Consider the following 24,606-nt stretch of genomic DNA (forward strand, 5'->3'; position numbering starts at 1 on the left):
GGTTGCCGCCCTCGGCACAGGGGTGGTTTCCCTCCGCACGCTGAATCGTTGCGAGTGGCGCATAAAAGCGACACCGACGTTCGGCCGGGATCGGAGTATTCGCGTCTGTCACGCGACTGTCCTGCAAGCGAAAGGCGTTTGGATTGAATCAAAAGACGGCGGCGATGCGCGTAGATCAAGCATGAGACGTTCGCGCGAACGCTCCGAAGCTACGCGAGAGTCTTGGTTCAAAACGGGACATCGGTTTTCGACAGAAAGCCAACCGAAGAACACGCATTCGAAAAAACCAGCAGCGATACGTTAGTCGATTCGATGCTTTGGAGCGACCGTGGGCAAAGTGAAATCCAGCGCGCGTCGAGACAGCAAAGCTATCGGGCAAGAGTCGTTGCGGCTCCCGATGGATCCGACCACCGTTCCAAGACTTCGCTCTGCCGTGTTCCGACGACGCATCGGTCTCCATTGCAGCGGAGGGCTCTATCTCGGTTTACAATCGCCTGCTCTTCAGGCGAGCCGGCGTCCGCCGCGCTGCACAAGACTTCAGAAAGCGAAGCCCGCCTCCACCGCGAAGGCATCCAGCAGCGGCAGGCTCGCGTCGAAGAGCGGACGCGCGCCGAAGGCATCGCCGGCACGGACGAACACGGTGGTCTTGGCCGCCCGGTCGCGGCCCATCACGCAGACGAGACGGCCGCCATCGGCGAGCTGGTCCAGCAGAGCCTGCGGCCGGACCTCGATGCGGCCGTTGATCAGGATGGCGTCGTAGGGCGCGCTCGCGGGGTTTCCGGCGTCGAGCGGTCCTGAGACGACCGCGACCCCGGTGAGGCCCGCGAGACGCTCGCGGGCGCCGGCGCAGAGCCCGGCATCCGATTCCAGGGCCGTCACCTGAGCGCCGAGCCGCTGCAGGAGCGCCGTGCCGTAGCCGTAGCCCGCCGCAACGTCGAGGACGCGCGTCCCGGGCAGGACAGTCAGCGACTGGATCATGCGGGCGAGCAGCATCGGCGCCGGCATGGCACGGCTGTGCGCATCGAGGCGCAGGGTCTGGTCGCTATAGGCGAAGTCCTCGCGGCCCGGCGGCACGAAGCGCTCGCGGGGGACGTCCTCGAACGCATCGAGTACCGCGATGTCGTTCACGTCGAAGGTCCGCAACTGACAATCGACCATGAGGCGTCGCGCCTGCGCGTAATCGAGCATGGATGTCGTCTTCCCTCGACGCTGGTCGGCTGCCCGCATCGGCCCCCTCCTCACGGGAGGCCGCGCGGCAGCACTGAAAGCTCGGGCGTTGTCGGGGATGAAGCCCGAAAACGCAAGGTTTTCGCGATGCCGAAGCGGGATGCCGAGCGCACGGGTGGAGCTTGCGCGAACGGACACGGAAAGCGGGAAATTGGAGGCCTCGCCCGGAATCGAACCGGGGTGCAAGGATTTGCAGTCCTCTGCGTAACCACTCCGCCACGAGGCCTCTGTCGCGCGGACCCGTCGCAACGGGCCCCGATCTGCGATCCCCGACCGGGCGGCCGATCCGGGGAGAGCGGTCTCTAGCAGAGGCCCATGCCGATGGGCAACGCCCTTTTGCAAAGTCTCCGGGGCAATCGACTCCGGGGCAATCGACCGAAAGCGCCCGCGCGCGATTTTCCCCGGCCGCGATCGGCGGCACCCGCTGAAGCGGGCTCAGGCTTTGGCGCTGCGAAGCGCTTTTCGGACCGCCCGGCGACGCTCCGCCCGTCCGTCGCGCGGGAGGCGTCGCGCATCACGCCACAGGAGCGGTTTCGCCCTGGCGGGCAGGCCCGGGAGGGCGACGGAATCGTCGAAAGTCGGCACAAGACCCTTGCGTCCCGCGCCAGCGCTGTGTAGAGCCACCGCCGTGGTCCCCGATAGCTCAGTTGGTAGAGCAAGCGACTGTTAATCGCTTTGTCGTAGGTTCGAGTCCTACTCGGGGAGCCAATCCCTTTCAAAGACTGATAATCTCTTTCGAAGACTGCCAATATCCTTCGAAGACTGATTGTCCGGCCACTGATCTTGGATCGTGGCGCGTCTCAGCTTCCGCGCACGCCGCCGCGCAGATCGACCCCCATCTTCATCTTCTGCGGATTCGCTCCGAGAAGCCTGCAGCGCAGGGCAGTCCGGTGCGTCTTGCCGATGCGTCGCCGGATGAGCCGCACGAGGGTTCAGAAACACTATGCGAGATTGGCCTGGCGGATTCGGGATCGCCTCTTGGCGACCGAATCTCAGCGTGCTTCAATGGCAACGGCCAGGTGGGTGAGTGTTTAGCCAGGAGCCCCGCAAGGCTTCGCACGTTCGGTTCAAATCCGAACCCCGGCCTCCATCGGCTCGATTACTCAACACACCGACGAGACCCACGGGCGTTGCGATGCCGTCGTGTGGCGCTCGAGGGCGCGGCAAAGACCTCCCGAATCGTGGGATCGGTCGTCTATAAGGCCCCATGGACAACATCATCCGACCGACTTTCGGCAAGCCCCGCCCCGAGGACAGCCTGGACGATCGCCGCGTCCAGGTGGTGACGCAGCGCGTCTACGGCGAGGCGGGCGGTTGCCGGGTGTGTCTCGTCCACGACGACGCCGCCCCTGAAGGCGACGTCTACAAGGTGGTGGTCGGCTTTCTCAGCGAGGACGAGGTCAGCACCGTCGCCATCCTGCCGGCGACGCCCGAGGGCGACACCGATGCCGAGATCGTCGCCCTGGGGATCCTGCGCACGCTCGCCATGATCGAGGCCCGCGCCGAGGGGCCGGGCGTCGCCTGAGGCGAATGCCGGCTCAGATCGCGCGCGGGAAAGCCGGGGACGCTGCGAGCAATGCCGCCTTGTCGACTTGGAGAGCGGCGGCGATCTCGTTTAGTGCCGTATGCTCGATCTCGCTGATGCCCTCGTAATCGGCGACGTCCGCCGCGATCAGGAAGGCGCTGTTGCGCTGCTCCAGCGCTCGGTCGGCGATGGCGGCGACCATGTGCAGGTTTTCGGCGCGTCCGGCCCGGCTGCGGGCCCTGTCGATGCCCTCGAACAACTCGCCTTCGAGCGTCAGCGTACCGTAGGCCTTTTCCAGGACCGGGTTGGCGCGCATCCCGGCCAAGGCCGCCTCGATCTCTTCGTTGTCGACCTCGCCATCGGCGACGATCACATTCGCGGCGCCCGAGACCATGGCCTGCATCAGCACCTTGTCGCCGGTGAGCGCGGTCATGCTGTGGGCGATGCGGCTCGCGATGTCGTGAAAGATGCCCATGGTCGTCCTCGGATGCGCCGACTGGCGTTTGGCAACGGGATGTACACGCGAGCTTACGCCCCTGCGCGCCGCGGCACAGCGTCGGCTCGCGCCGATCGCCGCACAATTGGCGTAACGGCGCAAAAACCGTGTGGAGCATCCGCAGCGGACACCCCGCCGCGTGGGCGAGGCTGAACGCCGGGGCGGCCCCTCAGGCTGTCGCGGGCATCGCGTGGACGTCTCTTCGTGCTTTCAAACGCCGTGGCCGCCGTGTCGTTGCGATCCGCATCGGCAAATGGCGGGACTGGCGTCCCGCCATTTGCCGATTGGCGTGTCCGACGACGGTCAGTAGGCCTGCGGCGCGCTGCGCAGGCCGGTATAGGGCCGCGGCGACCGGTGGCTGCGTGCGCCGATCGATCCCGTAGTGAGGGCATCGTGGACCTGCGGCGCGGCGTCGTAGCGGCCTGCAGGCGCTCCGGCGCGGCCGGTCTGGCCTTCGAAACCGCCGGGCGCGGCGGCCGCCGGGATGCCGGCCGGAGCGTTATAGCTCTGGGCGAAGGCCGGGGACGACAGGAGGCCGGCGCTCAAGACGAGGGCGGCGGTGACGGAAGCAAAACGAGCGCTCATGACGGTATCCGATCGGTGAGACGCGGTCGCCAATCAAGGGTTGGGGGCCGTGGGTTCTTGTGTGGACCCGATATAGGCCGGACTTTCAGGCAATTCCGTGCGGTTTCACACGCAAGTGGCGGGCATGGATACTTGAGAAACAGCGAGAGTGGCGTGATACGCAGGTTTGGCGTCCGCGCCTTTGGTGCAGGCGGTAACCCCACCCCGTCAAAACGAAAGAGCCGTTTCCGCCGGGACGGAAACGGCTCTCGCGATGGAAGACCGGCGCGATCAGCCGATCCCGCGGTGGTTATTGCACTTCGTTTCCGGCGTAGTTGATCGATCCGTCCGCGCCCTTCTTCCAGACGTACATGACGTAGTCCGGCCGGGTGATGTCGCCCTTCTTGTCGTAGGAAATGTCGCCGATCACCGTGTCGAACGGCTTGCCCTGGTGCATGTAGTCGGCGAGCTTCTGTCCATCGGAAGACTTCGTCGCCTCCATCGCCTGCTTCAGGATCTGAACGGCGGCGTAGGAATACAGCGTGTAGCCCTCGGGATCGAAGTTGATCGCCTTGAACGCGTCGACCGTGGCCTTGGATTTCGGGTTCTTGCGGGCGTCGGGCGAGAAGGTCATCAGGGTGCCGTCGGAGCCGGGGCCGCCCACCTGCGCGAACTCGCGGTCGGCGATGCCGTCGCCGCCCATGAGCGGCGCGTTGAGACCCTGGTCGCGCATCTGGCGGATCAGCAGGCCGGCCTCGGTGTAGAGGCCGCCGAAATAGACCACGTCGATCCCGGCCTGCTTGAGCTTCGAGACCAGGGAGGAGAAGTCCTTCTCACCAGGGTTGATGCCCTCGAAGATCACGTTGGTACCGCCCTTGGCCTTCAGCGCCTTCAGGGTCTCGTCGGCCAAGCCGCGGCCATACGGCGACTTGTCGTGCACGAAGGCGATCTTCTTGCCCTTGAATTTCGTGGCGAGATAATCGCCCGCCACCGCGCCCTGCTGGTCGTCGCGTCCGCAGGTGCGGAACGTGTTCCAGTTGCCGCGCTCGGTGTACTTGATCGCCGTCGAGGCGGGGCTGATCTCGATGATGCCGGCTTCCTGCAGTACGTCGGAGATCGGGATCGAGACGCCGGAATTGAAGGCGCCGACCACGGCCTTGACGCCCTCGGAGGCGAACTTGTTGCCCACCGAGACGCCCTGCTTCGGGTCGGAGGCATCGTCGCCCACGGTCATGACGAGCTTCTCGCCGTTGACGCCGCCGGCCTTGTTGATGTCGGCGATGGCCTGTTGCGCACCGGTCTTGATCTGCGCGCCGAAGGCGGCGTTGGGGCCGGTGACGGGGACGACCACACCGATCTTGATCTCTGCGTGCGCAGCGGTCGCGGCGATCATCAGGCCGAGCGCGACGCCGGCCGAAAACAGTGACTTCATGCGTGTTTCCCCTCTTGAAGCGCCATGCCGGCGGGACGGGTCGGCGGCACGGTCGCGCGAAGCTTGAGTATCCTGCGTGACGGAGGCATGCGCCGCCGGGGTCAGGGTGTTGCGGTCGGCTGCCGCTCCCGCCAGGAGAGCGGGCCGGTGCGCTCGTAGAGCCAGGCATATTGCCGGGTCATCTGGCCGGCGCGGGTGAAGCGATAGGCGACGGCACCGACGACGAAGGCCACGGCCGCATCGACGAGGTAGCCGCCCGCCGAGAGCAGCGTCTCCTCGAACAAGGCGTAGTGGAGGAAGCGCGTCACCGCCGCGATCAGCAGCAGCGCCAGGGCGCAGTGCCAGAACGGGCGCCAGCCGCGCGCGAGACCGCTGCCGGTCATCCAGGCGGCCGAGCCGCCGAGACCCACGGTGATCAGGAGGAAGATGCCGATCGTGGCCCCGCTCAATGCTGTCCCCCTTCGAGGTAGGCCGCCTTCACCTGCGGATCGTCGAGGAGGGCCTGTCCGGTGCCGCTCATGGTGACCGCCCCCGTGACCATGACGTAGCCGCGATGCGCGAGCTTCAGGGCATGGTAGGCGTTCTGCTCGACGATGAATACGGTGAGCCCCTCGGTGCGGTTCAACTCGCGCACGGTGGAAAAGATCTGTTTCACCACCAGGGGCGCGAGGCCGAGCGACGGCTCGTCGAGCATCAGCAGCCGGGGCCGGCTCATCAGGGCGCGGGCGATGGCGAGCATCTGCTGCTCGCCCCCCGACATGGTGCCGCCGCGCTGGTCGATGCGTTCCTTGAGACGCGGGAACAGGGTGCACATCCGCTCGAGATCCTCGGCGAAATGTCGTCCACCATTGACCGCGGCGCCCATCTGCAGGTTTTCGCGCACGGTCATGCGCGAAAAGATGCGTCGGCCTTCCGGCGACTGGGCGAGGTTGAGCCGCGCGATCTCGTGGGTCGGCAACCGGGTGATGTCCTGACCCGCGAAGGTGATGGTGCCCTCGCGCGCCTGGGGCTGGCCGAAGATCGTCATCATCAGGGTCGACTTGCCGGCCCCGTTGGCGCCGATCAGGGCGACGATCTCGCCCTCGTTCACGTCGATGTCGACACCCTTCAGGGCGCGGATGCTGCCGTAATAGGCCGAGACGTTGCGCACGCTGAGGAGCGGCGCCTGGGCTTGCGCCATCCGCGCGCGGGTCTCGTCCACCAGGACGTTGATGCCGGCCACACTCATGCGGAAGCCCCCGTCAGGCCGACTTCCGCCTCGACGGCGGCGACCTCCTCGTCGTCCACCCCGAGATAGGCGGCGATGACCCGCGTGTCCGTGCGGATCTGCTCGGGCGTGCCGTCGGCGATCTTGATGCCGTAATCGAGCACCACGATCCGGTCGGAGATCTTCATCACCACCGACATGTCGTGCTCGATGAGCAGCACCGAGGTGTCGAACTCGTCGCGGATCAGGCGCAGCAGGGTGTTGAGTTCGCCCGATTCGCGCGGATTGAGGCCGGCCGCCGGCTCGTCGAGGCAAAGCAGGACGGGGTCGGTACACATGGCGCGGGCGATCTCCAGCCGGCGCTGGTCGCCGTAGGGCAGGTCGCCGGCCGGCTCGTCGGCGCGGTGGGTCAGGCCGATGCGCGCGATCCAGGCAGCGGCCTTGTCGATCGCCGCCGCCTCCGCCTTGCGGTAGCCGGACAGCCCGAGGATGCCGGCGAGGCTGAAGCCCGACGCCCGCATCAGGGGCTTGTGCATCGCCACCAGCAGGTTCTCCAGCACCGTCATCTGCGGGAACAGGCGGATGTTCTGGAAGGTGCGGGCGACGCGGGCGACCCGGTTCACGTCGTGGCCGGGCAGGCGCTCCAGCATGTAGGTCGCCCCATCCGCCTGGCGCAGCCGGATCATGCCCTCGGTGGGCTTGTAGAAGCCGGTGATGCAGTTGAAGACCGTGGTCTTGCCGGCGCCGTTGGGGCCGATGAGCGCGGTGATGTCGCCGCGCCCGACCTTGAACGAGACGTCGCCGACGGCGGTGAGGCCGCCGAAGCGCATGGTGAGGTGGTCGACGATCAGCACCGCGTCGTCGGGGCCGCCGGAGACGGCCGCCGGGGGCGCATCCTGGATCGTGGCGAGGGTCATGACTTGCGCCCCGCGAGCCGGACGGAAGGGGTGCGCTCGGAGATGAGGCCGCGCGGGCGCCAGACCATCATGCCGACCATGGCGAGCCCGAACAGCAGAAGGCGGTATTCGTTGGGGTCGAACCCTTCCCCGAACACCGCGCGGAGGAAGCCGAGGTTGCGCAGCAGTTCCGGCGCACCGACCATGGCGATGGCGGCGATGGCCACGCCGATCTGGCTGCCCATGCCGCCGAGCACGACGATGGCGAGGATGATGGCGCTCTCCAGGAAGTTGAAGCTCTCGGGGCTGACGAACCCCTGGCGCACGGCGAAGAACGAGCCGGCGAAGCCCGCGAACATCGCCCCCAGCGCGAAGGCGGTGAGCTTGGTGATGGTGGTGTCGATCCCGAGCGAGCGGCAGGCGATCTCGTCCTCGCGCAGGGCCTCCCAGGCGCGGCCCAGGGGCAGGCGGCGCATGCGCAGGGTCACGAGGTTGGTGATGAGCGCCAGGACGAGGATGAGGTAATACAGGAAGACGACCCGGTGCATCGGGTTGAAGCTCAGGCCGAAGAGCGCGGCGAACCCGCCCTCGCCCGCCGCGAACGGAACGCCGAAGAAGTTGACGCGCGGGATCGACGAGACACCGGCGGATCCCCCGGAAAAGTCGGTCCAGTTGATGAGGACGAGGCGGATGATCTCGCCGAAGGCCAGCGTCACGATGGCGAGATAGTCGCCGCGCAGGCGCAGCACCGGAAAGCCCAGCAGGATGCCGAAGGCCGCCGCGAACAGGCCGGACAGCGGCAGGCAGATCCAGAACGACAGGCCGAACACGGTGGAGAGCAGGGCGTAGGAATAGGCCCCGACCGCGTAGAAGGCGACGTAGCCGAGATCGAGCAGGCCGGCGAGGCCGACGACGATGTTCAGGCCCCAGCCGAGCATCACGTAGGTGAGAATGAGGATGCCGAGATCGATCCAGTAGCGCCCCTCCGACAATCCGCCGCTGCCGAAGGCGGCGAGGAACGGCAGCGTCAGCGCGATCGCGAGGGTCAGCGGTCCGAGGATGCGGGCGGGGCGAACCGCCACCGGCGGCGCAGCGACCCCGGCCAGGATGCGGGCGTCGCGTCGGCGCGAGACCTCGGCCAGCACCAGTCTCTGGGCCAGCCGCAGGACGAAGATGGCGAGGCACAGGCTCGCCACCAGACCCCAGCGGCCGGTGAGCACCAGCCCGGTGCCCTGCCCGAGATCGGTCCGGTAGGCCACCACCGGAATGGCGAGACCGAGGGTCACGAGGGCGAAGAGTGCCGCATCCTTGAGCAATGCGGGCAGGGCGGCGGTGGAGCGGGGGGCCACGGTCGGGGCCACCTGTCCGATCGTCGATCCTTGCGCCACGTCAGACCTTCTCCACTTCGGGGCGCCCGAGAATGCCGGACGGCTTGAAGATGAGCACCACGATCAGGATCAGGAACGCGGCCACATCCTTGTATTCGATCGAGAAATAGGCCGACCAGAACGTCTCGATGAGGCCGATGATGAGGCCGCCGAGGACGGCGCCGGGCAGCGAGCCGATGCCGCCGAGGACGGCCGCGGTGAAGGCCTTCACGCCGGGCACGAACCCGTCGGAGAACGAGACGACTCCGTAATAGAGCAGGTAGAGGGTGCCGGCCACGGCGGCCAACGCGGCGCCGAGCACGAAGGTCAGCGAGATCGTGCGGTCGACGTTGATGCCGAGGAGCGCCGCCATGCGCCGGTCCTGCTCGCAGGCCCGCTGGGCCCGGCCGAAGGAGGTGCGCTGCACGAGGTACCAGAAACCGGCGAGCAGGGCGGCGGTCGTCGTCATGATGATCGCCTGCTTGTAGGACAGGGTCACGGTGTATTGCTCGTTCTGGAACAGCACGAAGACCTCGCGCACCAGCGGTGGCACCGGCTTGTTGCGGGCGCCCTGCACCACCTGGACGAAGTTCGACAGGAAGATCGAGACGCCGATGGCGGAGATCAGCGGCGCCAGCCGGAACGAGCCCCGCAACGGCCGGTAGGCGACGCGCTCGATCGCCCAGCCCCACAGGGCGGTGAGCACCATCGCGAGGATCAGCACGATCAGGAACACCAAGGCCACCGAGGTGAGCCCGAGCCAGGTCGTGAGGATGAGAAAGCAGATCAGCGCGATGAAGGACGACAGCATGAAGACGTCGCCATGGGCGAAGTTCACCATGCCGATGATGCCGAACACCATGGTGTAGCCCAGCGCGATCAGGCCGTAGATCGAGCCGAGCGTCAGGCCGTTGATGAACTGCTGGGCAAAGAATTCCATGGGCGCCTTTTCCGTCGGCGACCACTCGCGTCCGTAAGCGACCATTCGCGAATGGCGTGCCAGCTTGGCAGAGCCCCTGGCATGAGCCGAAGTTCGATCTCGGGTCAATCCTCGCGCCACAACCCCGGGCGAGAAATCACGGCTCTTGAAACGTAAAAACGGCCCGGGCGCCAGGCGCCGGGCCGTTCTCGTATGACTTCGGAGAGAGCAGCCGAACCGGCCGATTCCCGGCTTACTTCAGCAGGGAGATCAGGGCCTTGCCGGCGGGGGTCTTCAGCTCCTTGGCATCGAGGGTGCCATCGTTGTCGGGGTCGGCCGCCTTGAAGCGTGCCTCGACGAGGGCGAGGTACTCAGTCTTGTCGAGGGTGCCGTCCTTGTCCGGATCGGCCATCTTGAGCGCGGCCTTGCTGACCCGGCCCTTGAGCTCCTTGGTGTCGACGGTGCCGTCCTTGTCGGATTCGAGCTTGTCGAACAGGGCGCCGGCCACCGCCTGCGCTTCCTTCAGATCGATGGTGCCGTCGCTGTCGGTATCGACCATCGTGATCACCTTGGCCGCTCCGGCGCTCTTGGCCGAGGCCGGGACCGCCAACGGCAGGGCGAGGGCGGCGGCGCCGAGGATGAGGGACAGACGAGACAGATTGGACATGGAGTGACCTCTTTCAGGCAATGTGCGTTGCCGCTTTACCACAGGCCCCACCTCCGGCGAAAGATTTATATTGCAACGCAGTATTTCCTGGGCCGCATTCCGGGAGGCGGAACATCTCGCCTCCCGGCTCGTTCAGGGCGGTTTTTCAGGCCGCTGCGTCGAGGGCTTTTACGTCCAGGGCTTTTGCCTTGCGGATGGTTCCGTCGAGGGCGACATGGACCTCGAAACGGCCGCCATCCCGGATGCCCTGCAGCTCGAAATGCTTGGGCTTCCGCTTCGGCTCGCCCTCGATCCGGTAGCCGGCCTGGCGCAGGGCGTCACGGGCACGCTCGGGGTCGGCGGGCGGCATCTCTGCGGCATGCGGCTTGTCCCAGACGATGGTGTGCGTCGTGCCGTCCGAGAAGGTCAGCGTCGCGACCTTGATCTCGGATGGCTTGGCCTCGCCCGCGACCGTGATCGTATCTCCGACCTTGAGGGACAGCCCCTTCGCGCCTTTCGGCCCGAGATCGGCCAGATGTTTCCCAGTCGCGCCCTCGATGGCCAGGCGATGGCCGAACACGGCCCAGATCGTTCCGTGCGCCTGCTGGGTCTCATTCATGGATTTGGTCCTTCACTCTGATTCCGGTGTCGATGGGCGGGGCGGGACGCCCCGCCGCACTGATGGGTTGCCGCGCGCCTCAGGGCTTCGGCATCCCGGTGAGCTTGTCGAGCAGCTGCTGGGTGATGTCGGCGCAGGCCCTCATCGGCTCGTCATCGGCGCATTTGACGTCGACGGCGGTGTCGCCGCGCTCCAGGCGGAAATGCGCGGCCTTCGGCGGCGGCGGCGGCGGGGCATCGGGATTGCGACGGGGACCGCCGGGCGGGGGCGGAGGCGGGGCGCCGGCCTCCGGACCGGGACGCGGACCGCCGGGCGGCGGGGCGGGCTGAGCCACCGCCGCGGTGGCGAGCAGGATAGCGGCGGTGCTCAAGGCAGCGATCGTCTTCGTCATGGTCCGTTCCTCGGGTCGATCGGTTGGAAAGGCGGTTGCAGGGTGCGGGGGGTAGCGGTTCAGAAGGTCCGCATCTCGCGGACCCGGCCGTCGAAGCCGACATGGAGCTGACGCTCGCGGCCATCGGCGCCCTTGGCGGCGACCTCGAGATGGCGCGGGCCACGGCCGACGATTCGGATGTCGGTGTAGCCGGCGGACTGGACGAGGCCCGTCAGGGTCGGGACGTCGGGCTTGGCGCCGAGGCCGACCTTGTCCCTGGCCCAATCGAGGGTGCCGGGGGGCGGGCCGCCGGCGGGACCCACCAACGTCTTGCTGCCGTCGGCGCGGGTGATCAGCAGGGCGTGGAGGAACCCGTTCTCGAACCGGCCCTGGACGGTGACGGCCTCGCCGGCCTTGACCAGGGTCCCGCCCTCGCCGCTTTTGCCGGTCTCTACCAGGGCCTTGCCGGTGCCGTCCTGGACCACGAACTTATTGCCGTAGATCTCGGCGACCTCGCCCTTGGCGGCGATAGCGGCCGAGGGCTTGAGCGACGCGATCGCGGTGGGCTCCACCGGCGTCAGCACGGAGGCTCCGTTCTGGGCGAGCGACAGGCCGACCGCACCGAAGGCCAGCGGCGCGGCGATGGCGCCGACTACGAGGGCGCGGCGGGAGGCGCGGGCCTTGGCGGGTGTTTTGATCTCGGCGGGTGTTTTGGTCTCGTGAGTGGTCATGGTCTCGTGAGTGGTCATGGTCTCGATGTCCTGGTGTGGGCGTCCCCTCTCGGGTTGACGCCGTTCTAGGGGAGGCCCGCGAACCCGGTCTGAACCATGCGGTTCAGCCCCGGTTAAACGAGGCGGCGTAGGCCGCCCGCTCGCCCTGCAACCCCCCGGACCCGCTCATGAAGATCCTGCTCGTGGAGGACGATGCGCCGCTCGCCGCCGAGATCGCCCGGGTGCTGCGGGCGGAACACTTCGCCCTCGACCATGCGGTGAACGGCGAGGACGGCCAGCATCTCGGTGAGACCGAGACCTACGACGCGGTGGTGCTCGATCTCGGCCTGCCGAAGCGCGGCGGTCTCGCCGTCCTGCAATCCTGGCGGGCCGGCGGTCACACCGTGCCGGTGCTGATCCTCACCGCGCGCGACGGCTGGAGCGACAAGGTCGCGGGCTTCAAGGCGGGCGCCGACGACTTTCTCGTCAAGCCGTTCCGGGTTGAGGAACTGGTGATCCGCCTGCGCGCCCTGGTGCGCCGGGCCAGTGCCAACGGGGCGAGCCGGCTCGTGTGCGGGCCGCTCACCTACGATTCCGGCCTCGGCACCTTCGAGTGTGACGGGCTGCCGCTCAAACTCACCGGGCTCGAATGGCGGGTGCTGTCCTGCCTGATCCTGCGCAAGGACGGGGTGGTGCCGCGCGGCCAACTCATCGAGCGGGTCTATGACGGCGATGCCGATGTCGATTCGAATTCGGTCGAGGTCATCATGACCCGTCTGCGCCGCAAGATCGCCCCGGCCCGGATCGAAGGCGTGCGCGGCCACGGCTACCGGCTGATGGCCGGAGCGGAGGCGTGAGCCGTCCTGCCCCGGTGAACCCGAGCGGCCGTCCCATTCCCCCGAGCCCGCGCGCGCACGGCCCGGACCACAGCGCGAAAAAGCCCGCCGGGCCGTTCCATCTCGGCTCGCTGCAGCGGCGCCTCCTGGTCGCCGCCGGCGTCTTCGTCACGATGGCCCTCGTGGTGGCGGGCCTCGGCATCGGCCTGATCCTGCACCGCTTCGTCCGCGGGCAGGTCGACAGCCGCCTCGACAGCCAACTCGTCGCCATCGCCGCAAGTCTCCGGCGCGGGCCGGGCGGAGTGTCGGTGGGGCGCAACCTCGACGGGCCGCCCTTCGACCGCGAGCGGGCCGGCTGGTACTGGCAGGTCCGACAGGGTGCCGAGGCCGTGCGCTCCGGCTCGCTGGAGGGGCGCGATCTGGCGCTGCCCGCCCTCCCGCATCCGGGCCGGGACGACGACGCTCCAAGGCCCGCCGACGGCACCGGCCCGTGGGGCCAGCCGCTGATCCTGCGCATCCTCGTCCTGCCGCCGGAGGGGGTGGCCGGCCCGGCGATCCTCGTCGCCTCTGCCCCGGCTTCCGCCCTGAACGGTCCGTTGCGCGAGGCGGCCGGCGTGCTGGCCCTGGTGCTCGGCCTCCTCGGCCTGTGCCTGATGGCCGGAACCTTCGCGCAGGTTCGCCTCGGCCTGAAGCCCCTGGACCGGTTGCGCCGGGACCTGACCGACATCCGCGCCGGGCGCCGCACCCGGGTGCCGGGCAAGCAGCCGGCGGAAATCCGGCCGCTGGTGACGGAGGTGAACGCTCTCCTCGACCAGAACGCGGCCAACCTCGAACGGGCCCGCAATCATGTGGCCAACCTCGCCCACGGGCTGAAGACCCCGCTCGCGACCCTGACGCTGGCGCTCTCGGATTCGCACCGCGACCCCGACGGGGTCCTGTCCGGCCTCGTCTCCGCCATGGACCGGCAGGTCCGCCATCACCTGCGTCGCGCCCGTACGGCAGCCCTGGAGGGCGGCACCCGCGAGCGCACCGCGATCACCGGCCATGTCGCCGACCTGCGCACCACCTTCCTGCGGCTCTATGCCGAAAAATCCCTCGCCATCGACGTGGCGATTCCCGCGGACCTCGCGGTGGCCTGCGACGGACAGGACATCGACGAGATGCTCGGCAACCTCGTCGACAATGCCTGCCAATGGGGCCGGACCCGTGTCCGCGTCTCGGGCGTGGTCACGGATGAGGGCGCCATCGTCACGGTGGAGGATGATGGCCCCGGCCTCGACGATGCGGCCGCCGCGCAGGCGATCCGGCGCGGCCGGCGCCTCGATGAGACCGTACCGGGCAACGGCTTCGGCCTCTCGATCACCACGGAACTCGCCGAACTCTATGGCGGGACGCTCCGGCTCGACCGCTCCCCGTTGGGCGGCCTGCGGGCCGGGCTCGTGCTGCCGGTGTGAGCGATGCCGCTGAACCTCCCACGGCCGAACGGGCGGCTGCGACAAGGCCGCCCGGCATTGCGTGATCCTGGGCGGTTGTCCGGCTACCGGTCGGTCGATAGAACCGGCAGCGGAGGCGAACGGGGTCTGGTGGCCCTCCTGGTCTTCAAAACCAGTGGTACGCTCAACACGTACGGTGGGTTCGATTCCCATCCGCCTCCGCCAGAAACGCCCCTACCCTGCCGAACGGATCCGGAAGAGATCGAGCCGCTGTGGATTGACCCGGCGCAGATCCTCCCGCCGCAGCGTCACCCCGTGCCGGTCGAAGAATTCGAGGATCTGGATCGCCACCTTGCGGCCGTTCTCCACCGTGTCGCGGAATTGCGAGGCGGTGAACTCGCCCTTCGGCAGGGTCGCCGATAAAGAGGCGACGCGGTCCACCATCTCCGACGTGGTCGTGCGCAGGAAGAAGTGATCGTGCGCCACCTCGTCGACCCGGCCCAGGCGCGAGGCGCGCTTGAGCAGGTGGCGGATATCCGCCTCGGCCACCCCCATGATTTTGGCGATGTCGCGTACCCGTGGCGGGCGGAAGCGCTCGGCCCCTCCGATCAGGCTCGGAATGCGGCGCCAGCGGATTTCGTCCACCTCGGACAACGTCGCGGTATGGCCGGGCAGGCGCACCCAGGCCCCGTCGAGGACGAGATGCCCGGCCCGCGCCATCTCCTGCAGCATCGCCCGGAACACCGGCGCCGTCAGGCGCACGTCGAGGGACAGGCGCAGGCGCTCCTGGCCGATCCCCATCAGGTCGGGATTCTCCGCGTGGAAGGCGGCGAGCCGGCCGACGAGATCGTCGCTCAAGGCGCCCCACGCCGCCGGCGCCAGGGCGATGGTCCCGTCTGGCACGGTGAGCCTGACCAGGGACAGGTCCGTGGCCAGCCGCTCGACCCGGTCGGGCGTCAAGGTCCGATCACGCCCGAAGGCGACCAGATCGAGGTGATAGGGCGGCAGGGCGAGGAGGCCGGCGAGGGCCGCCGCGGGCGTCTCCGCGGCGGCCGCGGCGAGTTGGGCAAGGCGCTCGGGCGCACGTCGCCGGCGTGACGGCGGGCGCAGATCGAGGAAGCGACCGCCGCCGAGGGTACGCTGGGCCGAGACGTCGCGCAGCACGAAGCGGTCCCCCACCGCGGCCGCGATCGGGGTGTCGAGGACGAGCTGGACCGGGCCGGTCGCGCCGGGCTCGAGCGGTCCGGCCTCCAGCACCACGAGACGGGCGCCGACGCTGGTGGCGGCATGGTGCAGCCGCACCGGCATCCACGCGGGAATGGCCTTCTCTCCGGGCAGCAGCTTCACCTGCGCGTCGAGGCGCGCGGTGGGGGCGTGCAGGCTCGGGTCGCACACCACGTCGCCTCGGTGGATCGCATCGCGGGCGATGCCCTCGCCGGCGAGGTTCAGGGCGCAGCGATCGCCGGCCCGGCTCCGCTCCACCGGCTGGTTCTGGGCGTGGATCGCGCGGACACGGGCGGGAACGCCCGAAGGGCTCACCATCACCCGGTCGCCGACCGCTACCGAGCCGGACAGGATCGTGCCGGTGACCACGGTGCCGGCGCCCGATAGGACGAAGGAGCGGTCGACGGCCAGCCGAAACAGGCCCTCGGCGTTGCGGTCGGCGTGGCTGCGGGCGGCGGCGAACAGCGCGTTCCGCAACGCTTCGATACCGGCGCCGGTGCGGGCCGAGACCGGAACGATGGCGATTCCCGCAAGGCCGGTGGGTGTCAGCGCGTCCCGGATCTGCGCCGAGACCGCGGCGAGCCGCTCCGGCGCGACGAGGTCGGTCTTGGTCAGCGCGACCATGCCGTTGGCGATCCCGAGGAGATCGAGGATCGCGAGGTGCTCCAGCGTCTGCAGCATCGGCCCGTCATCGGCCGCCACCACCAGGAGCGCCCAATCGATGCTACCGGCTCCGGCGAGCATGGTGTGGACGAAGCGCTCGTGGCCCGGCACGTCGACGAAGCCGAGACGATCGCCATCCGGCACCGGCAGGTAGGCGAAGCCGAGATCGATGGAGATGCCGCGCGCCTTCTCCTCCTTGAGCCGGTCGGTATCGATTCCGGTGAGGGCCTGAACCAGGGAGGTCTTGCCGTGGTCGATATGCCCGGCGGTGCCGACGATCATCGCGCCGGGCCGATTGCGAGACCCGCCAGGTTGGCGGCGAAGTCCGCCTCGTCGTCGAGGCACCGGCAATCGAGCCAGAAGGCGTCGTCGGCGATGTGGCCGATCACCGGCACTGGCAGGGCGCGGAACGCCGCCGCGAGGTCGCCCAGCGCCTGTCCCGCGCCCTTGCGCTCCACCGGGGCCAACCGGATGGCGGCGCTCGGCAGGGTCGACAGCGGCAGCGCGCCCGAGCCGATCTGGCTCGCGCAGGGTGCCACCTCGGCGCTGAAGCGCGGTCCGGCGGCGGCGGCCACGGCCGGCGCCACCCGCGCGGCGATGGCGCCGATCGCGTCGGCCTTGCGGGCGAGCCAGCGCAGGGTCGGCAATCTGTCGGCGAGCCGGTCCGGATCGGCATAGAGCCGCAGGGTCGCCTCGATGGCGGCGAGGCGGATCTTGTCGACCCGCATCGCCCGTTTCATCGGGTTCTTGTTGATCCGCGCGATGAGGTCGCGCCGGCCGACGATGAAGCCGGCCTGCGGGCCGCCGAGCAGCTTGTCGCCCGAGAAGGTGACGAGGTCGGCGCCTTCGGCCACCGCCTCCGCCACTGTGGGCTCATGGGCGAGCCCCCAGGGCACCAGATCGACCAGGGTACCGGAGCCGAGATCGTTGACCAGCGGCACCCCCGTCTCGGCCCCGAGCCCGGCCAGTTCCCGCGCGCCGACCTCGGCGGTGAACCCCTGCACCCGGAAATTCGAGGTGTGGACCTTGAGGAGGAGCCCGGTCTCGGGCCCGACCGCCTCGCGATAATCGCGAAAATGCGTGCGGTTGGTGGTGCCGATCTCGCGCAGCTGGACGCCGGAGCGGGCCATGATGTCCGGCAGGCGGAAGGCGCCGCCGATCTCGATCAGCTCGCCGCGCGACACCACCGCCTCGCGCCCTTGCGCCAGGGTGTTGAGGACGATCATCAGGGCGGCGGCATTGTTGTTGACGAGGGTCGCGTCCTCCGCCCCCGTGAGCCCGGTCAGGAGATCGCGCACGAGGTCGTCGCGCTCGCCGCGCCGTCCGGTGGCGATGTCGAATTCGAGGGCGACGGCGCCGCGCATCGCCAGCGTCGCCGCCGCGATCGCCGCCTCCGCCAGTACGGCACGACCGAGATTGGTGTGCAGCACGGTGCCGGTGAGGTTGTAGACCGCGCGGACGTTGGGGCGCGCGGCGGCCTCGAGCGCAGCCAACGCCCCGGCGCCGAGATCCGCGGCGCCCGGTACGGTCCCGGCCTGGGCCCGCAGGGCGGCACGGGCCGCGTCGAGGGCCGCGCGCGCCGCCATCACCGCAGCCTGCCGGCCATGACGCTCCACCGCGAACAGGCCGGCCTCGGAGCGCAGCACCTCGTCGACGGCGGGGAGCGCGCGCAGACGGGATAGGTCCGCGGGAGGGGGAGCAACCGCCTCAACCAGTCCGTCGCCTGCGATCATTCCGGGCCTCGACCTTCCATCGGCCCCTGTCTGCGGAGGCATCGTCCGTAGAGCTATGCCAAGGCCCATCCGAGTGGAAGGCCGCGTCCCTGTCACGATCCGCCGCGGCGACGGTCGGAACTGCGGATAGCGGCACGCCGTTCGTTGCAGAGTTCACCCGGGGCGGCGGGTTCGCCCGCTGGCTTCGCATCGAGGCGTCGACATGGTTCGTTCCAAGCTCACCACGGCCGTCCTGGCGGGGCTCATCCTGGCCGTGACCTCCGGCCCCTCCGCCTTCGCCCAGACCAAGCCGGGCGAGATCAAGGGCTCCGACGTGATGGGCGACAAATCGCGGAGTGCTACCGATGGCTGGGTCCAGGCCCCGATCCCGCGTGAGGAATCCGCGTCCAAGGACGCCCCCAATCCCGGTGGCCATTCGACCCAGGAAAATGCCGACAGGCCGGTGCCGAAGGCCGACACAAACTACACGCCGGGAAGCGATCCGCAGGGTCCGCTGGAGCACCGTACCCCCGGTCCGGCCAATGCCAATCCGGCGCAGCCTAGTAAGTGAGGGCGGCGAGCAAAGGATTGAAAAGGTTGCGAAAACGTGTGCGAAAATGGTGACGTTCGGGTGGCATGTGTCACGCAACCACACTTGCCTCGCTGGGGCAATCCTGTGACGATGTTGGAATGATAACAACTCGTAACAGGATTGCGGGATGAACGTTCAAGTCTCTCGGCGGGGACTCCTCAAGGGGCTCGGCGCCGGTCTCGCGGGCGGCTCGATGGGCGCGCTCGGTTTCGGCGCGCTCGAACCGGCCATGGCCGCCTCGGTGCGTCCGTACAAACTGGCGCAGATGCGCGAGACGCGTAACACCTGCCCCTATTGCTCCGTGGCGTGCGGCATCATCCTCTACAGCCTCGGTGATAGGTCGAAGAACGCGCGCTCGGCGGTGATGCACGTCGAAGGCGATCCGGATCACCCGGTCAACCGCGGCACCCTGTGCCCGAAGGGTTCGAGCCTGCTCGACTTCGTGCAGTCCGAGACCCGGACCAAGTACCCGCAATACCGGGCGCCCGGCACCTCCGAGTTCAAGCGCGTGTCGTGGGATTTCGCCCTCGACCGGATCGCGCGCCTGATGAAGGACGATCGCGACAAGAACTTCATCGCCAAGAATGGCGATCTCACCGTCAACAGGTGGACCAGCGTGGGCTTCCTCGGCGCGTCGGCGACGACGAACGAAACCGCCTGGATGACCTACAAGACGGTCCGAAGCATGGGCGCCCTGGTCTTCGACAACCAAGCCAGGGTTTGACACGGCCCGTCGGTCGCCAGTCTGGCGCCTTCGTTCGGTCGTGGTGCGATGACCAACCTCTGGATGGACATCAAGCACGCTGACGTCATTACGGTCATGGGCGGCAACGCCGCCGAAGCGCATCCGTGCGGCTTCAAGTGGGTGGTGGAAGCCAAGGCCCACAACAAGGCCAAGCTGATCGTCGTCGATCCGCGCTTCACGCGCACGGCCTCGGTGGCCGACATCTACTGCCCGATCCGGCAGGGGACCGATATCGCGTTCCTGTCCGGCGTCGCCAAGTACCTGCTCGACAACGACCATATCCAGCACCGCTACGTCGCGGCCTATTCCAACGCCGGTTTCGTGGTGAAGGAGGGCTACACCTTCGAGGAAGGCCTGTTCGCCGGTTACGATCCGGAGAAGCGCGACTACGACAAGTCGACCTGGGACTACGAGATCGGGCCGGACGGGTATGCGGTCGTCGATCCGACGATGCAGCACCCGCGTTGCGTGATGCAGCTTCTGAAGCAGCACATCGCGATCTACACCCCCGAGATGGTGTCGCGGATCTGCGGCAGCCCCCAGGACAAGTTCCTCGAGGTCTGCAAGACGATCGCCAGCACGGCGAGCCCGGACCGGACCATGGCGTCCCTCTACGCGCTCGGCTGGACCCACCATTCCAAGGGCTCGCAGAACATCCGTTCGATGTGCATCGTGCAGACCCTGCTCGGCAACATCGGCATGCTCGGCGGCGGCATGCAGGCGCTGCGCGGACATTCCAACATCCAGGGGCTGACCGACGTCGGGCTGATGAGCAACCTCATCCCCGGCTACCTCAGCATCCCGACGGAGAAGGAGCCCGACTTCACGAACTACATGGGCAAGCGGCAGTTCAAGCCGCTGCGTCCCGGCCAGACCAGCTACTGGCAGAATTACGGCAAGTTCTTCGTCTCCTTCCAGAAGGCGATGTGGGGCGAGAAGGCGACCAAGGACAACGACTGGGCCTACGATTATCTGCCCAAGCTCGATGTGCCGACCTACGACGTTTTGCGCGGCTTCGAACTGGCCAAGCAGGGCAAGATGACCGGCTACGTCATCCAGGGCTTCAACCCCCTGATGTCGTTCCCCAACCGTGCCAAGATGGCCGACGCCTTCGCCAAGATGAAGTTCGTCGTGGTGATGGACCCGCTCCAGACCGAGACGGCCCGCTTCTGGGAGAACCACGGCGAGTACAACGACGTCGATCCCGCGAGCATCCAGACCGAGGTGTTCGAGCTGCCCACCACCCTGTTCGCGGAAGAAGAGGGCTCGCTCTCGAATTCCAGCCGCTGGCTCCAGTGGCACTGGCAGGCGCAGGAGCCGCCGGGCGAATGCCGCTCCGACATCGAGATCATGGCCGGGCTCTTCACCCGCATCAAGTCGCTCTACCAGAAGGAGGGCGGCGCCTTCGCGGAGCCCATCGTCAACCTGACCTGGAACTACGCCACAGCGCATTCGCCGACGCCGATCGAGCTCGCCCGCGAGCTCAACGGCTACACGCTGGCACCGATCCAGGATTCCGCCGGAGCCACGATTCCGGCCGGCAAGCAGGTGGACGGCTTCGCCCAGCTCAAGGACGACGGCTCCACCGCCTGCGCCTGCTGGGTCTATTCGGGCTGCTACACCGAGAAGGGCAATACCATGGCCCGCCGGGACAACACCGATCCCGGCGACAAGGGCATCGCGCCGAACTGGGCCTTCGCCTGGCCGGCCAACCGCCGCGTGCTCTACAACCGCGCGTCGTGCGATCCGGAAGGCAAGCCGTGGTCGGAGAAGAAGAAGCTCATCGAGTGGAACGGCAAGCAGTGGGTCGGCTTCGACGTGCCGGATTTCGGCCCCACCAGTGCGCCTGAGGCCGGGGTCGGTCCGTTCATCCTCAACCAGGAGGGCGTCGCCCGCCTGTGGACCCGCGGCCTGATGCGCGACGGGCCGTTCCCGACCCATTACGAGCCGTTCGAATCGCCGATGGCGAACATCCCCTTCCCGAAGATCAAGGGCGCTCCGGCGGCCCGCATCTTCAAGAGCGATCTCGCCGATCTCGGCACCGCGGAGGAGTTCCCCTACGCGGCCACGAGCTACCGGCTCACCGAGCACTTCCACCAATGGACGAAGCATGCGCGCATCAACGCGATGCTCCAGCCGGAGGCGTTCGTGGAGATTTCCGAGCAGCTCGCCCAGGAGAAGGGCATCGTCAAGGGTGGCTGGGTCCGGGTCTGGTCGAAGCGCGGGTCGCTGAAGGCCAAGGCCGTGGTGACCAAGCGGATCAAGCCGCTGATGTGCGACGGAAAGGCCGTCCACGTGGTCGGCATTCCGCAGCACTGGGGCTTCATGGGCCTCACCAAGAAGGGCTGGCACCCGAATTCGCTGACGCCGGTGGTGGGAGACGCCAACACCGAGACGCCGGAATTCAAGGCCTGGCTCGTCAACATCGAACCCACCACCCCGCCCGCCGGCGCCGTCGCGTAAGGGGAGCTGAGAACCAATGGCCGATTACAGCTCCCTCGACATCCGTCAGCGCTCCGCCTCGACGGAGACGCCGCCGGCGATCCGCAGCCACATGGAAGTGGCCAAGCTCATCGACGTCTCCAAGTGCATCGGCTGCAAGGCCTGCCAGGCGGCGTGCGAGGAGTGGAACGACCTGCGCGAAGACATCGGCGTCAATGTCGGTGTCTACGATAATCCCCACGACCTCACGCCGAAGTCGTGGACCCTGATGCGCTTTGCCGAATACGAGAACGAGGGCACCGGCAACCTCGAATGGCTGATCCGCAAGGACGGCTGCATGCATTGCACCGATCCGGGCTGCCTCAAGGCCTGCCCGTCCCCGGGCGCCATCGTGCAATATTCCAACGGCATCGTCGATTTCATCGAGGAAGCCTGCATCGGCTGCGGCTACTGCGTGAAGGGCTGTCCCTTCAACATTCCCCGCATCTCCGAGAAGGACCACAAGGCCTACAAGTGCACCCTGTGCTCCGATCGCGTCGCGGTCGGCCAAGCCCCGGCCTGCGCCAAGGCCTGCCCGACGGGTGCCATCATGTTCGGCACCAAGGAGGCGATGATCGAGCAGGCCCACGACCGGATCGAGGACCTGCAATCGCGCGGCTTCGACAAGGCCGGCCTCTACGATCCGGCCGGTGTCGGCGGCACCCACGTGATGTACGTGCTCCACCACGCCGACAAGCCTGGCCTTTATAGCGGCCTGCCCACCGACCCGAAGATCAGCCCGCTCGTCGCCTTCTGGAAGGGCGGAGCCAAGGTGTTCGGTCTCGCCACCATGGGCTTTGCCGCCGTGGCCGGCTTCTTCCACTACATCACGGCGGGGCCCAACGAGGTCGAGGCGGCGGAGGAGGAAGAGGCCATCGAGATGGAGGACAAGGCACGGGCTCGCGACGAGACCGAGGCCCGTCCCCACTGATGTCCGCACCCGTCTCACGTGTTGCCCGCCCCACGGGGCGGGCCGGGAAGAAGGAGTCGACCCGATGACGATCCATACCGATGTCAGGGACGACCGGTCGCATGTCTTGCACGAGGTGAAGGTCGAGACGCCCGAGATTCTGCTGGTGCCCCGCTATACGGGCGTTCAGCGGGTCAATCACTGGATCACCGCGATCCTGTTCACCCTGCTGGGCTTGAGCGGCTTGGCGATGTTCACGCCGTTTCTGTTCTTTCTCAGCGGCCTGTTCGGTGGCGGGCAGGCGACGCGGGCGATCCATCCGTGGTTCGGCGTCTTCCTGATGGCGAGCTTCGCGATCCTGTTCCTGCGGTTCTGGCGCCTGAACCTCCCCAACCGCGACGACGTCGAATGGTCGATGAAGATCAAGGACGTGGTCACCAACCGCGAAGACCGTCTGCCGGAGCTCGGCAAGTACAATGCCGGCCAGAAGGGCGTGTTCTGGGGCCAGACCGTCCTGATCGGAATCATGTTCGTCACCGGTCTGGTGATCTGGGACCAGTATTTCTACCAATACACCACCATCGACACCAAACGCTGGGCGGTGCTCGCGCATTCGCTGGCTGCCGTGATCGCCATCGCGATCATCTTCGTCCACATCTATGCCGGCATCTGGGTCCGCGGCACCGGCCGGGCGATGGTGCGCGGCACCGTCACCGGCGGTTGGGCCTATCGCCATCACCGCAAGTGGCTGCGGCAGCTGGTCGGAACCAAGACCCGCCACGGCTCCACAGACAAGCACGGATCGTAAGAGTTTGGCGCGGTTCTTCAATCGTATGCGCGGGGGCGACAAGCCCGTCGAGGTCGCCCCCGAGCCGAAGCGGCCACCGCGTGAGTTGAAACCCGAGCCGGATCGGATCGGTATCTCCGGTTCGGTGCCGTTCGTCCGGCTACCGAACCCCGAGACCCTGTTTGCCGATCGCGCCCGACGCCTGGACTCTCTGGCGCCGGAGCATCCGCTCGGGGCCTATCTGGCGTTTCTCGCCCGTGTCGCCACGGCGCAAGCCGTGGTTCAGACGGCACAGGCCGGAACCCCACCCCTGACACCGTCGGACACCGCCCTGCGGGTCGAACACGGCATGCCGCCGCTGTCATCGTCCCTGCTCCGGGACGATCCGAGCTTTCTCGATGGGTTCGATCGGTTGCTCGCCGTCGTCGATCTCGCCGCGGCGCCGGATTCCACGCGCAGCGCCCGGGACACCCTGTGCGCGGCCACACCGGACGACAGGCTCGACCTCGCAGTGCAGGTGTTCGAGGGCGCGTTCCCCATGGAGCGTCTCGGTGAATGCGTGTTCGCATCGGCGGCGGTTCAGGTCTACCTCGCGCGCCAATCCGCCCGCCTCGACGGCAAGGCGCTGAAGCCCGTCGCCGACGGCATCTGCCCGGCCTGTGGTGGTGCGCCGGTGGCGAGCCTGGTCGTCGCCTGGACCGCGGCGGACAAGGCGCGCTACTGCGCCTGCTCGCTCTGCGGGACCCTGTGGAACCAGGTTCGTATCCGCTGCACCGCCTGCGGATCGAGTGAAGGCGTGAGCTATTACGGGCTCGACGAGGTCTCGAAGGATGTGCAGGTCGAGACCTGCACCACCTGTCACAGCTACATCAAGCACCTGCACCAGCACCGGAACCCGGCCCTCGATCCGGTTGCCGACGACATCGCGTCCTACGGTCTCGATCTCAAGATCGCCGAGGACGGCTTCGGTCGCGCCGGTCTGAATCCGCTCTTCCTGACCTAAGCGTTCGCTGTATCGGGAGGCGGCGTGATCGGCGCCTGGGAACACCGGACGGACGCGACATGTCGCGAATGTCGTCGTCCCGTCATCTGCGGTGTTGACGTGGAGCCGGACTATCCGTATATCCCTGTTCATCGGCGGCGGCGAGCGGGACCTTCGGGTTTTGGAGTTGGTGCCGGTTTCACATTCGGGGGATTTAGCGTTGGCTGATCCGGCTTTTGGCTGGGTGGGTCGGCGTTTGTGTC

General features: G+C 67.8%; 23 protein-coding genes and 4 tRNA genes. 11 read left to right on the forward strand and 16 right to left on the reverse strand.

Annotated elements, in window-relative coordinates; translation table 11 throughout:
* Nucleotides 1-537 precede the first annotated feature (537 nt).
* Together G3T14_RS14100 and G3T14_RS14105 are read right to left on the reverse strand one after the other, a co-directional pair.
* Nucleotides 538-1,188 carry a protein-L-isoaspartate O-methyltransferase gene (locus G3T14_RS14100; RefSeq protein ID WP_163643177.1) on the reverse strand — a complete coding sequence of 217 codons (651 nt, stop codon included), beginning with the start codon at nucleotides 1,186-1,188 and terminating at the stop codon, nucleotides 538-540.
* 191 nt (nucleotides 1,189-1,379) lie between these two features.
* A tRNA-Cys gene (locus G3T14_RS14105) sits at nucleotides 1,380-1,453 on the reverse strand.
* Between the two features lie 406 nt (nucleotides 1,454-1,859).
* Here G3T14_RS14105 and G3T14_RS14110 point away from each other — a divergent pair.
* From G3T14_RS14110 to G3T14_RS14120, 3 genes are all read left to right on the forward strand, one after another.
* Nucleotides 1,860-1,935 (forward strand) — tRNA-Asn (locus G3T14_RS14110).
* A gap of 305 nt (nucleotides 1,936-2,240) precedes the next feature.
* Nucleotides 2,241-2,317: transfer RNA gene (locus tag G3T14_RS14115), tRNA-Ala, on the forward strand.
* Nucleotides 2,318-2,434: 117 nt separating this feature from the next.
* Nucleotides 2,435-2,752, forward strand: a complete 318-nt coding sequence (locus tag G3T14_RS14120) for a hypothetical protein (protein WP_163643178.1) — start codon at nucleotides 2,435-2,437, stop codon at nucleotides 2,750-2,752.
* Nucleotides 2,753-2,765: 13 nt separating this feature from the next.
* Here G3T14_RS14120 and G3T14_RS14125 read toward each other — a convergent pair whose 3' ends face one another.
* The 12 genes from G3T14_RS14125 to G3T14_RS14180 form a co-directional block, all read right to left on the reverse strand.
* Nucleotides 2,766-3,227 carry a tellurite resistance TerB family protein gene (locus G3T14_RS14125; protein WP_163643179.1) on the reverse strand — a complete coding sequence of 154 codons (462 nt, stop codon included), beginning with the start codon at nucleotides 3,225-3,227 and terminating at the stop codon, nucleotides 2,766-2,768.
* Between the two features lie 324 nt (nucleotides 3,228-3,551).
* On the reverse strand, nucleotides 3,552-3,833 hold the full coding sequence (locus G3T14_RS14130) for a hypothetical protein (protein ID WP_163643180.1): 282 nt from the start codon (nucleotides 3,831-3,833) through the stop codon (nucleotides 3,552-3,554).
* Nucleotides 3,834-4,122: 289 nt separating this feature from the next.
* Complete coding sequence (locus G3T14_RS14135; protein WP_163643181.1) at nucleotides 4,123-5,244, reverse strand: branched-chain amino acid ABC transporter substrate-binding protein; 1,122 nt, start codon at nucleotides 5,242-5,244, stop codon at nucleotides 4,123-4,125.
* A gap of 101 nt (nucleotides 5,245-5,345) precedes the next feature.
* Entirely contained in the window at nucleotides 5,346-5,693 is a 348-nt protein-coding gene (locus tag G3T14_RS14140) for a DUF6867 family protein (RefSeq protein ID WP_163643182.1), read from the reverse strand.
* Nucleotides 5,690-6,472 (reverse strand): ABC transporter ATP-binding protein, encoded by a 783-nt coding sequence (locus G3T14_RS14145; protein ID WP_163643183.1) that lies wholly within the window; start codon nucleotides 6,470-6,472, stop codon nucleotides 5,690-5,692. The genes G3T14_RS14140 and G3T14_RS14145 overlap by 4 nt, the downstream gene beginning before the upstream one ends.
* A complete protein-coding gene (locus G3T14_RS14150; RefSeq protein ID WP_246733344.1) occupies nucleotides 6,469-7,281 on the reverse strand; it encodes an ABC transporter ATP-binding protein in 813 nt (270 codons plus the stop codon). The genes G3T14_RS14145 and G3T14_RS14150 overlap by 4 nt, the downstream gene beginning before the upstream one ends.
* Nucleotides 7,282-7,364: 83 nt before the next feature.
* On the reverse strand, nucleotides 7,365-8,708 hold the full coding sequence (gene livM, locus G3T14_RS14155; RefSeq protein WP_348645273.1) for a high-affinity branched-chain amino acid ABC transporter permease LivM: 1,344 nt from the start codon (nucleotides 8,706-8,708) through the stop codon (nucleotides 7,365-7,367).
* A 28-nt stretch (nucleotides 8,709-8,736) separates the two neighbouring features.
* Entirely contained in the window at nucleotides 8,737-9,654 is a 918-nt protein-coding gene (locus tag G3T14_RS14160; protein WP_163643185.1) for a branched-chain amino acid ABC transporter permease LivH, read from the reverse strand.
* Nucleotides 9,655-9,886: 232 nt separating this feature from the next.
* Nucleotides 9,887-10,300, reverse strand: a complete 414-nt coding sequence (locus G3T14_RS14165; RefSeq protein WP_163643186.1) for an EF-hand domain-containing protein — start codon at nucleotides 10,298-10,300, stop codon at nucleotides 9,887-9,889.
* A gap of 145 nt (nucleotides 10,301-10,445) precedes the next feature.
* Nucleotides 10,446-10,898 carry a nucleotidyltransferase family protein gene (locus G3T14_RS14170; RefSeq protein WP_163643187.1) on the reverse strand — a complete coding sequence of 151 codons (453 nt, stop codon included), beginning with the start codon at nucleotides 10,896-10,898 and terminating at the stop codon, nucleotides 10,446-10,448.
* Nucleotides 10,899-10,977: 79 nt separating this feature from the next.
* A complete protein-coding gene (locus tag G3T14_RS14175; RefSeq protein ID WP_163643188.1) occupies nucleotides 10,978-11,289 on the reverse strand; it encodes a hypothetical protein in 312 nt (103 codons plus the stop codon).
* A 59-nt stretch (nucleotides 11,290-11,348) separates the two neighbouring features.
* Nucleotides 11,349-12,017, reverse strand: a complete 669-nt coding sequence (locus G3T14_RS14180) for a DNA-binding protein (RefSeq protein WP_246733341.1) — start codon at nucleotides 12,015-12,017, stop codon at nucleotides 11,349-11,351.
* Between the two features lie 149 nt (nucleotides 12,018-12,166).
* On the opposite strand from G3T14_RS14180, the gene G3T14_RS14185 reads away from it, so the two are divergent.
* From G3T14_RS14185 to G3T14_RS14195, 3 genes are all read left to right on the forward strand, one after another.
* On the forward strand, nucleotides 12,167-12,835 hold the full coding sequence (locus G3T14_RS14185; RefSeq protein ID WP_163643189.1) for a response regulator transcription factor: 669 nt from the start codon (nucleotides 12,167-12,169) through the stop codon (nucleotides 12,833-12,835).
* Nucleotides 12,832-14,268, forward strand: a complete 1,437-nt coding sequence (locus tag G3T14_RS25410; RefSeq protein ID WP_348645274.1) for a HAMP domain-containing sensor histidine kinase — start codon at nucleotides 12,832-12,834, stop codon at nucleotides 14,266-14,268. Before G3T14_RS14185 ends, G3T14_RS25410 begins: the two co-directional genes overlap by 4 nt.
* A gap of 111 nt (nucleotides 14,269-14,379) precedes the next feature.
* Nucleotides 14,380-14,472, forward strand: a tRNA-Sec gene (locus G3T14_RS14195).
* A 9-nt stretch (nucleotides 14,473-14,481) separates the two neighbouring features.
* On the opposite strand, the gene selB is transcribed toward G3T14_RS14195, so the two are convergent.
* Nucleotides 14,482-16,416, reverse strand: coding sequence for a selenocysteine-specific translation elongation factor (gene selB, locus G3T14_RS14200; RefSeq protein WP_163643190.1), 1,935 nt, complete (start codon nucleotides 16,414-16,416; stop codon nucleotides 14,482-14,484).
* Nucleotides 16,413-17,867 (reverse strand): L-seryl-tRNA(Sec) selenium transferase, encoded by a 1,455-nt coding sequence (gene selA / locus G3T14_RS14205; RefSeq protein ID WP_163643191.1) that lies wholly within the window; start codon nucleotides 17,865-17,867, stop codon nucleotides 16,413-16,415. The genes selB and selA overlap by 4 nt, the downstream gene beginning before the upstream one ends.
* A gap of 202 nt (nucleotides 17,868-18,069) precedes the next feature.
* Here selA and G3T14_RS14210 point away from each other — a divergent pair, with 202 nt between their 5' ends.
* The 5 genes from G3T14_RS14210 to fdhE all read left to right on the forward strand — a co-directional run bounded on the left by G3T14_RS14210 (nucleotide 18,070) and on the right by fdhE (nucleotide 24,364).
* Nucleotides 18,070-18,417, forward strand: coding sequence for a hypothetical protein (locus tag G3T14_RS14210; protein ID WP_163643192.1), 348 nt, complete (start codon nucleotides 18,070-18,072; stop codon nucleotides 18,415-18,417).
* A gap of 148 nt (nucleotides 18,418-18,565) precedes the next feature.
* Entirely contained in the window at nucleotides 18,566-21,646 is a 3,081-nt protein-coding gene (gene fdnG, locus G3T14_RS14215; protein WP_163643193.1) for a formate dehydrogenase-N subunit alpha, read from the forward strand.
* Nucleotides 21,647-21,662: 16 nt separating this feature from the next.
* Nucleotides 21,663-22,595: a formate dehydrogenase subunit beta gene (gene fdxH / locus G3T14_RS14220; protein WP_163643194.1), complete on the forward strand. Its 933-nt coding sequence runs from the start codon at nucleotides 21,663-21,665 to the stop codon at nucleotides 22,593-22,595.
* Between the two features lie 64 nt (nucleotides 22,596-22,659).
* Nucleotides 22,660-23,382 (forward strand): formate dehydrogenase subunit gamma, encoded by a 723-nt coding sequence (locus G3T14_RS14225; protein ID WP_163643195.1) that lies wholly within the window; start codon nucleotides 22,660-22,662, stop codon nucleotides 23,380-23,382.
* 25 nt (nucleotides 23,383-23,407) lie between these two features.
* On the forward strand, nucleotides 23,408-24,364 hold the full coding sequence (gene fdhE, locus G3T14_RS14230) for a formate dehydrogenase accessory protein FdhE (protein WP_163643196.1): 957 nt from the start codon (nucleotides 23,408-23,410) through the stop codon (nucleotides 24,362-24,364).
* Nucleotides 24,365-24,606: the final 242 nt, after the last annotated feature.

Origin of the sequence: Methylobacterium sp. BTF04 (assembly GCF_010692745.1) — a bacterium.
Lineage (GTDB): Bacteria > Pseudomonadota > Alphaproteobacteria > Rhizobiales > Beijerinckiaceae > Methylobacterium.

Coding starts and splice junctions, on each gene's coding strand:
- G3T14_RS14100 (WP_163643177.1), bottom strand. CDS start 1,188: ATGCTCGATTACGCGCAGGCGCGACGCCTCATGGTCGATTGTCAGTTG.
- G3T14_RS14120 (WP_163643178.1), top strand. CDS start 2,435: ATGGACAACATCATCCGACCGACTTTCGGCAAGCCCCGCCCCGAGGAC.
- G3T14_RS14125 (WP_163643179.1), bottom strand. CDS start 3,227: ATGGGCATCTTTCACGACATCGCGAGCCGCATCGCCCACAGCATGACC.
- G3T14_RS14130 (WP_163643180.1), bottom strand. CDS start 3,833: ATGAGCGCTCGTTTTGCTTCCGTCACCGCCGCCCTCGTCTTGAGCGCC.
- G3T14_RS14135 (WP_163643181.1), bottom strand. CDS start 5,244: ATGAAGTCACTGTTTTCGGCCGGCGTCGCGCTCGGCCTGATGATCGCC.
- G3T14_RS14145 (WP_163643183.1), bottom strand. CDS start 6,472: ATGAGTGTGGCCGGCATCAACGTCCTGGTGGACGAGACCCGCGCGCGG.
- G3T14_RS14150 (WP_246733344.1), bottom strand. CDS start 7,281: ATGCGCTTCGGCGGCCTCACCGCCGTCGGCGACGTCTCGTTCAAGGTC.
- G3T14_RS14160 (WP_163643185.1), bottom strand. CDS start 9,654: ATGGAATTCTTTGCCCAGCAGTTCATCAACGGCCTGACGCTCGGCTCG.
- G3T14_RS14165 (WP_163643186.1), bottom strand. CDS start 10,300: ATGTCCAATCTGTCTCGTCTGTCCCTCATCCTCGGCGCCGCCGCCCTC.
- G3T14_RS14170 (WP_163643187.1), bottom strand. CDS start 10,898: ATGAATGAGACCCAGCAGGCGCACGGAACGATCTGGGCCGTGTTCGGC.
- G3T14_RS14175 (WP_163643188.1), bottom strand. CDS start 11,289: ATGACGAAGACGATCGCTGCCTTGAGCACCGCCGCTATCCTGCTCGCC.
- G3T14_RS14180 (WP_246733341.1), bottom strand. CDS start 12,017: ATGACCACTCACGAGACCATGACCACTCACGAGACCAAAACACCCGCC.
- G3T14_RS14185 (WP_163643189.1), top strand. CDS start 12,167: ATGAAGATCCTGCTCGTGGAGGACGATGCGCCGCTCGCCGCCGAGATC.
- selB (WP_163643190.1), bottom strand. CDS start 16,416: ATGATCGTCGGCACCGCCGGGCATATCGACCACGGCAAGACCTCCCTG.
- selA (WP_163643191.1), bottom strand. CDS start 17,867: ATGATCGCAGGCGACGGACTGGTTGAGGCGGTTGCTCCCCCTCCCGCG.
- G3T14_RS14210 (WP_163643192.1), top strand. CDS start 18,070: ATGGTTCGTTCCAAGCTCACCACGGCCGTCCTGGCGGGGCTCATCCTG.
- fdxH (WP_163643194.1), top strand. CDS start 21,663: ATGGCCGATTACAGCTCCCTCGACATCCGTCAGCGCTCCGCCTCGACG.
- G3T14_RS14225 (WP_163643195.1), top strand. CDS start 22,660: ATGACGATCCATACCGATGTCAGGGACGACCGGTCGCATGTCTTGCAC.
- fdhE (WP_163643196.1), top strand. CDS start 23,408: ATGCGCGGGGGCGACAAGCCCGTCGAGGTCGCCCCCGAGCCGAAGCGG.